The organism is Adhaeribacter aquaticus DSM 16391, from assembly GCF_000473365.1.
Taxonomy (GTDB): domain Bacteria; phylum Bacteroidota; class Bacteroidia; order Cytophagales; family Hymenobacteraceae; genus Adhaeribacter; species Adhaeribacter aquaticus.
Genome location: NZ_KI421517.1, coordinates 1,772,911 through 1,784,600, shown reverse-complemented (window position 1 = coordinate 1,784,600; position 11,690 = coordinate 1,772,911). Strand labels below are relative to the sequence as shown.

The window sequence follows — 11,690 nt, the reverse complement described above, 5'->3', positions numbered from 1 at the left end:
ATGTTTACAATACAACTATTATATTAATTTTTACATGCCAAATAAACTTTTTGCAACGAAGTCAATTTCTCGATTAATGGAAGAATCAGAAGGAGGAGAGCACGGGCTTAAACGTACCTTGTCTGCTACTAATCTGGTTTTATTGGGTATTGGCGCTATCATTGGAGCGGGTATTTTCGTGCTTACTGGTACGGCTGCTGCTAATGCTGCCGGGCCGGCTATTGTTATTTCTTTTGTTATTGCTGGTTTAGCCTGTTTGTTTGCAGGCCTATGCTACGCAGAATTTGCCTCCATGATTCCGATTGCTGGTAGTGCCTACACCTATGGCTATGCCACATTAGGCGAATTTGTAGCCTGGATTATAGGATGGGATTTAATATTAGAATATTTATTTGCGGCCTCCACCGTAGCTGTGGGCTGGAGCGGAAATTTTGTTAGTTTATTAAAATCAGCAGGAATTGAGATACCGGCGGCCATAGCAAGTGCTCCATTTGCCTACGATGGTGCTAATTTTACGGCAACAGGTACTTATATTAATTTACCAGCTATGGGGTTAATTCTGGTTATAACCGGATTACTGATAGTTGGTATTTCGGAATCGGTAAAGTTTAATAATTTCATTGTATTCCTAAAAGTATCTATTGTTTTATTGGTTATTGCTTTTGGATTTAAATATGTAAATGTCGAAAACTGGAAACCTTTTATTCCGGAAATTGAAATTCTGCCTAATGGCGGTACCCGCTATGGATGGGCAGGTATTGTAACCGGAGCAGCTGTAGTATTTTTCTCTTATATAGGTTTTGATGCGGTAAGTACTGCTGCCCAGGAAGCTAAAAACCCACAACGCGATATGCCTATTGGTATGTTGGGTTCTTTAGGCGTTTGTACCATATTGTATATTGCTATGTCTTTGGTTCTGACCGGGCTAACCTCGTATAAAAACCTGAACGTGCCTGATCCGGTACTAGTAGCCCTGTCGGCAGCCGGACCTGGTTTAAAATGGCTTTTCTTCTTAACTGGTATTGGCGCTGTGGCCGGTTTAGCCTCGGTGGTTTTGGTTATGTTAATGGGGCAGCCCCGGATATTTTATGCGATGTCCCGGGATGGGTTATTACCCGAATTTTTTGGTAAAGTACATCCAAAGTTCAGAACTCCTTATGTTAGTACCATTATTACGGGTGTGCTGGCTTCGGCTATTGCCGGACTCTTCCCGATTGGGTTATTAGGAGAGTTAGTTAGTATTGGTACCTTATTGGCTTTTGTAATTGTATCCGGGGGTATAATAGTGCTTCGGAAAACTAACCCTAACCTGAAACGCCCTTTCCGGACTCCTTTTGTACCACTTGTGCCGTTATTAGGAATACTTATTTGTTCTTACATGATGTATAGCTTGCCAAATGATACCTGGTTGCGGTTAATCATCTGGATGGGCATAGGTATTGTTATTTATTTTTCTTACGGGCGCAGGCACAGTAAACTTACTGGGACAGAAAGTAGTAAAAGGGATAGGTAACTGAGTTCTTAAACAAAAAGGATCATATAATAATATTTTTTGTATCTTGCAGGAAGAACGGTCGGCAATGACCGTTCTTTTTGTTTTACCTGATCTTAACATTCTAAGTAATAATTATGGGAAAAGTATCATACTACACCGCTGAAGGATTGCAAAAGCTGAAAGATGAATTAGCTGAATTAAAAACCAAAGGCCGGTCCGAAATTGCCCGTCAGATAGCCGAGGCCCGCGACAAAGGTGATTTAAGTGAAAATGCTGAGTACGATGCTGCCAAAGAAGCGCAAGGCTTATTGGAATTAAAAATTTCTAAGTTAGAAGAGGTAGTAGGCAATGCCCGCGTAATGGATGATACTAATATTGATATGAGCAAGGCTTTGATTTTATCGAAAGTTAAAATCAAGAATTTGAATAATAATATGGTAATGGATTACACACTGGTAGCCGAGGAAGAAGCAAACCTAGCAACTGGTAAAATATCCGTTAAGTCGCCTATAGGAAAAGGTTTATTAGGTAAATCAGTAGGAGATGTAGCTGAGATTATAATTCCGGCTGGTAAAATAAAGTTCGAAATTTTAGAAATATCACGTTAAGCCATGGATTCTATCTTCACTAAGATTGTACGTGGCGAAATACCAGCTTATAAAGTGGCCGAAGACGATCGCTTTTTAGCTTTTTTGGATGTTTTTCCGTTGCAACAAGGTCATACCCTTGTAATACCTAAGGAGCAGATAGACTATATTTATGATTTAGACGATAAGTTACTAGCCGATTTACATGTATTTGCTAAAAAAGTAGCCATAGCTATTAAAAAAGCAGTTTCATGCGAACGAATTGGCATAACTGTCATAGGTTTGGAAGTGCCGCATGCGCATATCCATCTTATTCCAATCAACCGTATGACCGATATGGATTTTACTCAACCAAAACAGAAATTTTCTCCGGAAGAAATGGAAGCAACTGCTCAATTGATCCAACAGAATTTCTAACATATAGTTATAACATAAAGCAAAAAAGCCTTCCCTATGGAAGGCTTTTTTGCTTTATAAAGGTGTTGAAGGAATGAAATATATAGGAGAAAGGAAAATTAATATATAAACAAAAATATATTGTTGTAAAAGTTTTAGTCAAATTGTTTATATTAAGCTAACTACCTAATTATAATGTATGGCAGAAATTAATTTGCTTCTACTGGAGGATATTGATGAAGTAATGGCTTTAATAAAAGAAGCAGTTCAGGAAATGGACAGGCAGCAAATTTATCAATGGGATGCTAGTTACCCGGACTATCTTACTCTAAAAACAGATATCCAGACCGGTACTTTATATGGCTTAAGAATAGGTGGTGTTCTGGCAGGTATTATTGTTCTGAACCAGGAACAGCCGGAAGATTATTTAGCAATTAACTGGCAACATACGCAGCCCTTAATTATTCATCGGGTGTGTGTGCACCCATTATTTCAACGGCAGGGAGTAGCACAACAATTGCTAAATTTTGCTGAACAATATGCCACGGCACAAAGGCATAAAAGTATTAGGTTAGATGCTTTTGTTCATAATCCTTTTGCCTTAAGGCTTTATCAAAAACTGGGTTATCAGGAGCGGGGTAAAGTAACTTTCCGGAAGGGTCCCTTTTATTGCTTTGAGAAAGCGTTAAATTAGATTATTTAATTCGATTAGGATTATCAGTTATAAAGCTTTTCCAGGACTTGGTACCAGCCTGGGTATTTACACCCTTTTGATAATGATGACACATAGCTACTGCCAGGGCATCCGTCGCATCAAATAGTTTGGGCATATCCGTTAGTTTTAAAATTTGGCCTAGCATAAGTGCTACCTGTTCTTTAGAAGCACTCCCATTGCCTGTAATAGATTGTTTAATTCGTTTAGGTGCATACTCTACATAAGGAATGTCGCGGGATAGAGCTGCCGCAATGGCAACACCCTGAGCCCGTCCCAGTTTTAGCATAGATTGCACGTTATTAGAATAAAACTGCGCTTCAATAGCCATCTCATCCGGTAAGTATTGGTTAATAAGCTCAATGGTAGAATCGTAAATACGTTTCAGCTTAACGGCGTGGTTGGTTATCCGCTTGAGGTTAAGGGTATCGTAAGTAAGTACTTTTACCTTAGAACCGGTGACTTCTATCAGGGCATAGCCCATTATAGTTGTACCTGGGTCTATACCTAAAATGAGTTTATTATTTAAAAGGGTTGGAGTGGTTTGAATCATGAGCGTTACAAAGCTACGAACAACGAGGCAGCTTCTAAAATTCACGAAGTATTAATTAAATTTAGCTAAAAGTATTACCTTTAATTATCAAACTTTTTAATTGTTGTATGGTAGCCGATAAAGCCCGATTTGAAGAAGCTATTCGTAGGTTCGATGAGATAAACAGTGAAGATCCTAATCAGGAAACCGTGGATGGAATTAGCTGGCCAAAGGAAGTTTTATATGCCCAACGTATGACAGCTTGCTTAAACAGAGTAGCACCAGAGGCTTCTGAACCCTTGCAGTTAGCAGTAAGGTGTCAGCACATTCGCCGGTGGGCAATTTCCCGGAAAGATTTTCCGCTGGGCACTTTAGGGTATAACCAATGGCGCAATAAGTTAAAAAAATATCATGCCGAAATAGCCGGCGAAATACTAACGCAGGTAGGCTATGATAAAGAAACCGTTGAACGGGTGCAGTTTCTGGTGCAGAAAAGGCAATTAAAAATAGACCCGGAAGTACAGTTGCTGGAAGATATTATTTGTTTGGTATTTTTAGAGTATTACTTCCTGGAATTTGCTGGGCAACATCCCGAGGGAAAAGTAATTGATATAGTACAGAAAACCTGGGTTAAAATGACTCCGCAGGGACAAAAGCTAGCCTTACAATTAGATTTACCTGCTGAAGCACTGGAGTTGGTAGGTAAAGCATTAGCGTAATTTTATACCACCACAATAATTTTTGTTATGAAGAAAAATCATGTATTTCGAGCAGGAGCTTTAGCCGCGGCTATTTTCATGTTTTCTAATGCCAATACCTTTAAACTGCCTTCTCCTAAAAAAGAGAAAGCAGTTGTCGCTACCAATCTAAGTATTTACTGGGTTGATACGGAAGGTGGAGCTGCTACCCTTATTGTAACCCCGGCCGGCGAGTCTGTTTTAATAGATACCGGTAATCCCGGCGAGCGCGATGCAAGCCGAATTTATAAGGTAGCGCATGATGTAGCGGGTCTGAGTCAGATCGACCATTTGGTAACCACCCACTTCCACGGAGATCATTATGGCGGAGCCGCTAGCTTAGCCAAGAAGATGCCTATTGTAGAAGTGCTCGATAAAGGTATCCCGAACTCATTAGAAGAGTCGCCGCAGTTTGCTCAGCAAATTCAGCCTTACCGCGATATGGAGGTAAAGAAGCGCACTTTAATTAAACCCGGCGACGTTTTAAAGCTGAAATCTATGCCGAAAGGTTACCAGAACTTAGCATTTAAATTTGTAGGTATGGATCGAAAATTTGTATCGGCAGTAAAAGCAGCTAAACTAGGTGCAGATTGTGGAGATACCCGGGAAAAACCACTTGGCGAATCTGAGAATTATAATGGCACTGTAATGATGCTGGATTATGGACCTTTTCGGTTCTTCGACGGGGCTGATATCACCTGGAACGTAGAAAAAACCTTAGTTTGCCCGAAAGATTTGGTTGGCACTGTTGATGTGTACCAGGTTACACATCATGGATTAGATCAAAGCAATAATCCTGTTTTGGTGAGAAGCCTGGCGCCGGTGGTTACTGTGATGGGAAATGGTACACAAAAAGGTGCTGGTCCGGAAACGGTAAAAACCTTGCAGAGCATACCTACTATACAAGCTAATTACCAGCTTCACAAAAACCTCCGCAAAGATTCGGAATATAATACCTCTGAAGAATTGATTGCGAATATGGTGGCAAATTGTGATGCGAATTACGTGAAGTTAGAAGTAGCTCCGGATGGTAAAACGTATACTGTGAGTATTCCGGCAACTAATCATGCGCGTACATTCAAAACTAAATCAGTTCATTAATTATAACTCAGTAGCAGGCAATAAAAAAGGGGCTGGTAAATTTACCAGCCCCTTTTTTATTAGAAATTCAGATCCACCACATTCCCAATAACGATAATGGCGGGGGAACCTATTTGCTTTTCCTGGGTAAGTTGGTATATATTTTCGACGGTTCCGCGCACTATTTGCTGGTTGGTACGGGTGCCATTTTGTATAACAGCAGCCGGTGTTTGAATTTTATCTACGGCTTTAAATATTTCAGTAATTTCTTTTAAGTTATTCATGCCCATTAGTATGACAACAGTAGCTGTAGACTGGGCCGCTAATTTCAGGTCTTCAGAGATATGACCTTTTGTAGTGGCTCCGGTAATAACCCAAAAGCTTTCACTTACGCCCCGGCTGGTTAAAGGGATATTACATGCCCCCGGCACCGCCACGGCACTCGTTATTCCCGGAATAACTTCGGTTTCTACTCCAAAAGAATTAGCATAAGCAATTTCTTCATAGCCCCGCCCAAACACAAAAGGGTCTCCGCCTTTTAAACGAACAATATGCCCGTACTTTTGAGCATACTGCACAATCATTTTATTTATTTCTTCCTGTGCATACTCATGGTTACCCGACCGTTTACCAACAAAAATTTTGGGTGCTTTTTCTGGTGCCAACTCTAGTAATTCTTTATTTACCAAAGCATCGTATAAAACGGCATCGGCTTTGGCTAATACCTGAGCCCCCCGTATGGTTAATAAATCGGAGGCGCCTGGGCCAGCACCAATAAGAGTCACTTTCGGGAATTGGGTATTCATTCTTTAAACAAGGTATTCGAGCTGCCAATATAAGGCAAAAAAATTACAGCCTCACAAAATGGCCTTCCTACTAAGAGTTATAATATAAACTTTTGGGGTGGCAACGATAGCAAATCTTCATTTGCAAAAGTATCTGTCAGTAAGCCAAGCAGCTTCTTATAAATAGTTTTGAAATTAGGGAATTCTTTAACAAGTAACGGATTTCTTAATTTAGGAATAGCCACTGGTACTGTTTCACCAATTAGGCCAGCAGGTTGATTGGATAAAACTAAAATACGATTTCCTAAATAAATAGCTTCTTCTGGTTCCTGAGTTAACACAAAAACAGTGGAAGCCTGAGTTTGCACTTGCCGTAGGTTTTGCAGCGACCGATGTAAAATTTCTTTTTCGGTACCGGTAGTTTTATCAAATAAATTTGGGAGAATTACCACCTTATTAGCCATAGCAAATAAAATAGCCAGCACAGCCTGCTTTCTAACTGTTCCAGAAACCTTTTTAGGCGTAAAACTGCTGTGTGGTTGCAAGTAGGCAGCAGTTAAATATTTTTCTGTGAGGGCAACTTTTTCTTCTTGTAGCAAAAATGGATTATAAACACTTATTATGCTGTATAGATGGTTGTAAAAGGTAGCTGAATTAACTAATAACGCTCCTTCTAATGCTTTATAATCCAAATTATTTAAAGTTACCTTGTAAGCTTCTTTTTCGCCGGTAGTTAAATCAGCCTGCTGAATAATTCGGGTATAAAATTTTTTACAGTTACTGGTCTGGCCCATTACTGTTATTAATTCGTCTTGCCAGGCGGCGAAATCCAAGATCTCTGTTTTAGGAAAAGCAGCTTTAGCAATAGCCGGGGAAATTGGCATTTCCGTTAGCTCGCGGTAACTTAGTATTTTCATGAGCATGTAGTTGAAGATTTTCGGTGAATGAGGTCTATTAAACCTATAAGACCTCACTCACCAATTTGATTAGTGCCTTTCTGCGGAAACGCGCTAAAACCTCTGGCTACACTCTTGTTAAGAGAAGACGTTTAAGCTTGTTTCCGCGGAGGAAAGGGCTTGATTTCTTTATTTAGAATCTTCCGGTCGAAGATTTGATTCTTTTTCAAGTACCAGAGCTTTATTAGTTCAGAATAATAATTGTTGCGCTTGTTAATTATATAATACGCAATTTTATGAATGTTTTGTTGCGTAATTTTATGTAAATATATTTATTCGTTTTTAAAATGCAAATAAATAGCTAAAAATAATAAATAAAATATAAATAGTGATTTACAAATTAGAAGTTACACTTTTGTCTTTCTATAACTGCCTCCTGGTATAAATTAGTATAATGTTTTTAGAGCAACAACCCTTATACCATTATTAAGGTACAGGCATTTCAAACCTTAGCTAAATGAACGCTATCTTTTGCTTGTAAAATAAAAAATGCAACTTCAAATAAATAAAAAGTATATAAGGTACCTCCTGTTATTGGGCAAAGGCTTTATTGTTTTTAGTGTTTTCTTCTATTTATACGAAGGCGTTTTTGTTAAAGGTACTATTCCAGAGTCGTGGGTAAATGATTTGTGGACTGCCTTCAGGAATGGGGAAAGTTGGTTAATTGCAGCAGCAGCCGGTTTAATTTTAATAAATTGGGGATTAGAAGCCCTTAAATGGCAAAAGTTAGCTGGTAAAGTTGAAGCTATTACTTTATTAAAAGCATTTCGGGCTGTATTAACGGGCATCGCCCTTGGTTTTGTTACGCCAAATAGAGTCGGAGATTATGCCGGTCGAATTTTAGAACTGCAAAGCCAGAAACGGTTGGAGGCGGTAGGGGCAGTTTTTCTGGGGCGGTTTTGCCAGTTGCTTATTACCTTAACAGCGGGTAGTATTGGTGTTTTTTACTTTTTTTTGCGGGAGCACCACTTAAATTTAAATCTTATAGCCGGGTTTGTGTGTTCTCTTATTGTGGTTAATGCCTCTTTTTATCTTCCGCTTTTTCGTCCGGCAATCATACTAAATTTTGTTAGCCATCTTCCCTTTATAAAGCAGGTAGCACCTTATATTTCTATTCTTGCTAGTTATTCTGTTGCAGAGATAAAAACCTTATTAGTTCTTTCTTTTTTTCGATATACCGTTTTTGTAGCCCAGTTTATGCTTTTGTTGTTTGCTTTTGGCGTAGAAGCCCAACCCTGGCAAATGGCTTTAGCTGTGTCGGGTACATTTTTATTAAAATCAATTGTTCCTTCACTTACTGCTCTAACCGATTTAGGAATGCGTGAGCTTTCGGCTTTGTATTTCTTTGGCTTATTAAATCAAGCTAACGTATTGGTTTTAAGTGCCAGTTTAAGTTTATGGTTTTTGAATATTGGGTTGCCTAGTTTAACTGGGTTGTTATTTGTTTGGGGCCTTAAGCTTAAGGTTACGAAAGAAGCAAAGGTGTTAAAATAAAAGAGGCAGCTAACCGCTGCCCCTTTTATTACCTAATTTAGTTTTTTATCAAACACCTAAATTCCAGCCTTGCCGGTATTCGCGGGTTACAAACTGATTAGCCTCAGGCATATTGGTAAATTTCATATTGGCAGAATCCCAGGTTAAACGTTTGCCCGGGAAGCGGGTAGCAATCATACCGAGCAACATGGTTTCGGTTAATGGACCAGAATAATCAAAGCTGGCAGATGGTTGAACTTTATTTTTGCAGCAGTTCACCCAATCCATTTCGTGGCTGGTGTTTACCCGCGCCAATGTTTTAGCTGGTTGTTTGTATTCATTCATGCGGGAAGTAGGCAATAACCGGGGATTGTTTCCGTAGGTATCATGCATTAGTTTCCCTTTGTCTCCAATAAATAAAACACCACCACCCCAGTCGCCCATAGGTTCATTATCGGCTAATTCGGCCGGACGAGGAGGCGTCAATCCGCCATCCATCCAGACTAAGGTAACAGGTGGCATCCCTTCCCGGGCAGCAAACTGGTAGGTAACCTGCGTAGCCAGCGGATACGTTACCCGCGGATCTTCTTTCGTTCCTCCCCAAGGGGTAGAAGAAGCTTCTACGCTAACAGGTGCGCCTAATTTTAAAGCCCAATTAGGCTGGTCAATTAAGTGGGCGCCCATATCACCCAAAGCACCAACGCCATAATCGGCATAACCGCGCCAGTTAAACGGATGGATAGCCGAATGGTAAGCTTGCATAGGAGCCGGACCAATGAATAAGTCCCAGTTTAAGGTATTTGGAACCGGCATGGCTTCTACCGGACGAGCAATACCTTGTGGCCAGATTGGACGATTCGTCCAAACATAAACCGTATTTACCTGCCCAATAGCACCATCCCGTATCCATTCTACTACCTGATGCGATCCTTCGCCGGAATGGCCCTGATTGCCCATTTGGGTAATTACTTTGTACTTGCGGGCAGCTTCGGTTAAGGTTCGGGCTTCTTGTACGGTATAAGTTAGCGGTTTCTGTACATATAAATGCTTCTTCCGCCGCATAGCTTCCATGGCAATTACCGCATGAGTATGATCAGGAGTGGCAATAACAACCCCATCAATACTTTTACCCATTTTGTCAAACATCTCCCGGTAATCCTGGAATTGTTTGGCTTTGGGGTATTGTGCCTGCAATTGCTTTAAATTAGCTATTTGGGAGGTGATGGAGGCTTTTTGTTGATCGGTTGTGGCGCTAGCCAAACGGGTATTTGCCGTTTGTATATCAGCATCGATTTTAGTGAAAGCTTTACCGGCAAAATCCCAATCCACATCACATAAGGCTACAATGTTTTGGCTGGATAAATTTAACAAATTAGCCCGACCCATGCCGCCAACACCAATACCAGCCACATTAAATTTATCACTTGGGGCTACGAAACCAGGACCTCCCAGTACATGACGGGGAAATATATAAAAAGAAGCCGCAGCCAGAGTAGCACCTTTTAAAAAGTCCCGGCGACCTAAGCTTTTCTTTTCATTCTTTTCAGAAGATGATTCTTTATCTGACATGTTTACTTATTTTGGTGGAATTATTAAAAAAAAGAACATAATGGGAGCAGCGCATTATCTGCCTTTCAATTATATTAATTTTTTTTATTAAAAAACAATTTTAGTGCAGTAATAATCGGGAGGTTTCTGCGCAAATTATTTGGTTGTTTCGTTACAATCTTTCGCTATAAAAATAAGGAATTTAAATTGTTAGGAATGGCAGTATTGCTAATAGTTATTGTTTTACTATATACAGTTTACCTCCTGGTTTGCCTGAAAGGCTGGTTGAAAACGCCTTTTACGGAAGTTCCTGTTGCTCACCAGCCCAAAACAAAACTTTCTGTAATTATTGCTGTCCGGAACGAGGCTGAAAATATTCAGAACCTTTTAAAAGATTTAGCCCAACAAACTTACCCCGAAAGTTTATTTGAGGTAATTATAATAGATGATTCATCCGATGATGTAACTGCTTCGTTGGTAAAAGATTTTATTGAGAAGGCCTTTTATCCTTTACACTATATTTATCTTCCAGATGTTAGCCAAAAATCTGGTAAAAAAGCAGCTGTTCAAGCGGGTATTGATCGTGCATCCGGCGAATTATTATTGTTTACCGATGGCGATTGCCGGGTACAACCCAATTGGTTAATTTGTTTCGAATATAAATACTCTACAACCCAGGCTAGGTTTATAAGTGGTCCGGTATTTTTTCAGGAACCAGTCTCGCTTTTTGAAAAATTACAAGTAGTAGAATTTGCTGCCCTGATTGGCGTTGGAGCAGCTTCTATTGCTAATAAAATGCCCACCATGTGTAATGGAGCCAATATAGCGTACCCAAAAGCTGTTTTTGCAGAAGTGAATGGTTTCGAGGGAAATGAGCAAATTGCTTCCGGCGACGATGAATTTTTACTCCACAAAGTACATTCCCGTTATCCAGGTTCAGTTGCCTTTTTAAAGGCGCCCAAGGCAGTTGTTTATACTCCGGCAAAAAAAGAAGTTACAGATTTTTTTGCTCAGCGGGTGCGGTGGGGAAGTAAGTGGCCAGCTTATAAAAGCTGGACTCCTAAACTAATTGCTCTGCTGGTTTTTGGCGTTAATTTTCTGCTGCTTTTTTGTTTGGTATTATGGGTAGGAGGTGTTTTATCAGGCGGCTGGTTATTTTGTGGTTTTATTTTGAAAATAGGAGTAGACTTGCTCTTTTTGCATAAAGTTCTCCTTTTTTTTCATAAGCAAAAATATTGGGTTTACATTATACCCTTGCAAATAGTATATGTCCCGTATGTAATTTTAACTGCCTTATTTGCTTTGCGTGGAAACTACAGCTGGAAAGGCAGAATCATAAAAAATTAAGAGGTTAAAGATTTTAAAAGATATTTTTTAAAGCACCTGTAA

General features: G+C 39.8%; 12 protein-coding genes. 8 read left to right on the top strand and 4 right to left on the bottom strand.

The window, feature by feature from the left end; all coding sequences use genetic code 11:
- Positions 1 to 34: 34 nt before the first annotated feature.
- The 4 genes from ADHAQ_RS0109975 (at position 35) to ADHAQ_RS0109960 (ending at position 3,172) form a co-directional block, all read left to right on the top strand.
- A complete protein-coding gene (locus tag ADHAQ_RS0109975) occupies positions 35 to 1,513 on the top strand; it encodes an amino acid permease (RefSeq protein WP_026462804.1) in 1,479 nt (492 codons plus the stop codon).
- A gap of 116 nt (positions 1,514 to 1,629) precedes the next feature.
- Positions 1,630 to 2,103, top strand: a complete 474-nt coding sequence (greA, locus tag ADHAQ_RS0109970; protein ID WP_026462803.1) for a transcription elongation factor GreA — start codon at positions 1,630 to 1,632, stop codon at positions 2,101 to 2,103.
- 3 nt (positions 2,104 to 2,106) lie between these two features.
- Complete coding sequence (locus tag ADHAQ_RS0109965) at positions 2,107 to 2,499, top strand: HIT family protein (RefSeq protein WP_026462802.1); 393 nt, start codon at positions 2,107 to 2,109, stop codon at positions 2,497 to 2,499.
- A gap of 178 nt (positions 2,500 to 2,677) precedes the next feature.
- Positions 2,678 to 3,172, top strand: coding sequence for a GNAT family N-acetyltransferase (locus tag ADHAQ_RS0109960; RefSeq protein ID WP_034256723.1), 495 nt, complete (start codon positions 2,678 to 2,680; stop codon positions 3,170 to 3,172).
- Position 3,173: 1 nt separating this feature from the next.
- Here ADHAQ_RS0109960 and ruvC read toward each other — a convergent pair whose 3' ends face one another.
- Positions 3,174 to 3,743, bottom strand: a complete 570-nt coding sequence (gene ruvC, locus ADHAQ_RS0109955) for a crossover junction endodeoxyribonuclease RuvC (RefSeq protein ID WP_026462800.1) — start codon at positions 3,741 to 3,743, stop codon at positions 3,174 to 3,176.
- A 107-nt stretch (positions 3,744 to 3,850) separates the two neighbouring features.
- Between ruvC and ADHAQ_RS0109950 the strand changes: the two genes are divergently transcribed.
- Both ADHAQ_RS0109950 and ADHAQ_RS0109945 read left to right on the top strand, forming a co-directional pair.
- A complete protein-coding gene (locus tag ADHAQ_RS0109950; RefSeq protein ID WP_026462799.1) occupies positions 3,851 to 4,441 on the top strand; it encodes a DUF4202 domain-containing protein in 591 nt (196 codons plus the stop codon).
- Between the two features lie 27 nt (positions 4,442 to 4,468).
- Positions 4,469 to 5,560, top strand: a complete 1,092-nt coding sequence (locus ADHAQ_RS0109945) for a ComEC/Rec2 family competence protein (protein WP_026462798.1) — start codon at positions 4,469 to 4,471, stop codon at positions 5,558 to 5,560.
- 59 nt (positions 5,561 to 5,619) lie between these two features.
- On the opposite strand, the gene cobA is transcribed toward ADHAQ_RS0109945, so the two are convergent.
- Together cobA and ADHAQ_RS0109935 are read right to left on the bottom strand one after the other, a co-directional pair.
- Complete coding sequence (cobA, locus tag ADHAQ_RS25215; protein ID WP_051359833.1) at positions 5,620 to 6,345, bottom strand: uroporphyrinogen-III C-methyltransferase; 726 nt, start codon at positions 6,343 to 6,345, stop codon at positions 5,620 to 5,622.
- 77 nt (positions 6,346 to 6,422) lie between these two features.
- The gene (locus tag ADHAQ_RS0109935; RefSeq protein ID WP_026462797.1) at positions 6,423 to 7,241 is read right to left on the bottom strand and encodes a P-loop NTPase family protein; all 819 of its coding nucleotides are present in this window, start codon (positions 7,239 to 7,241) and stop codon (positions 6,423 to 6,425) included.
- A gap of 528 nt (positions 7,242 to 7,769) precedes the next feature.
- Between ADHAQ_RS0109935 and ADHAQ_RS0109930 the strand changes: the two genes are divergently transcribed.
- A complete protein-coding gene (locus tag ADHAQ_RS0109930; protein WP_026462796.1) occupies positions 7,770 to 8,774 on the top strand; it encodes a lysylphosphatidylglycerol synthase domain-containing protein in 1,005 nt (334 codons plus the stop codon).
- Between the two features lie 48 nt (positions 8,775 to 8,822).
- Here the strand turns inward: ADHAQ_RS0109930 and ADHAQ_RS0109925 are convergent, their stop codons facing one another.
- Positions 8,823 to 10,322: a Gfo/Idh/MocA family protein gene (locus ADHAQ_RS0109925; RefSeq protein WP_026462795.1), complete on the bottom strand. Its 1,500-nt coding sequence runs from the start codon at positions 10,320 to 10,322 to the stop codon at positions 8,823 to 8,825.
- 195 nt (positions 10,323 to 10,517) lie between these two features.
- On the opposite strand from ADHAQ_RS0109925, the gene ADHAQ_RS0109915 reads away from it, so the two are divergent.
- Positions 10,518 to 11,648 (top strand): glycosyltransferase, encoded by a 1,131-nt coding sequence (locus tag ADHAQ_RS0109915; protein WP_026462794.1) that lies wholly within the window; start codon positions 10,518 to 10,520, stop codon positions 11,646 to 11,648.
- Positions 11,649 to 11,690 lie beyond the last annotated feature (42 nt).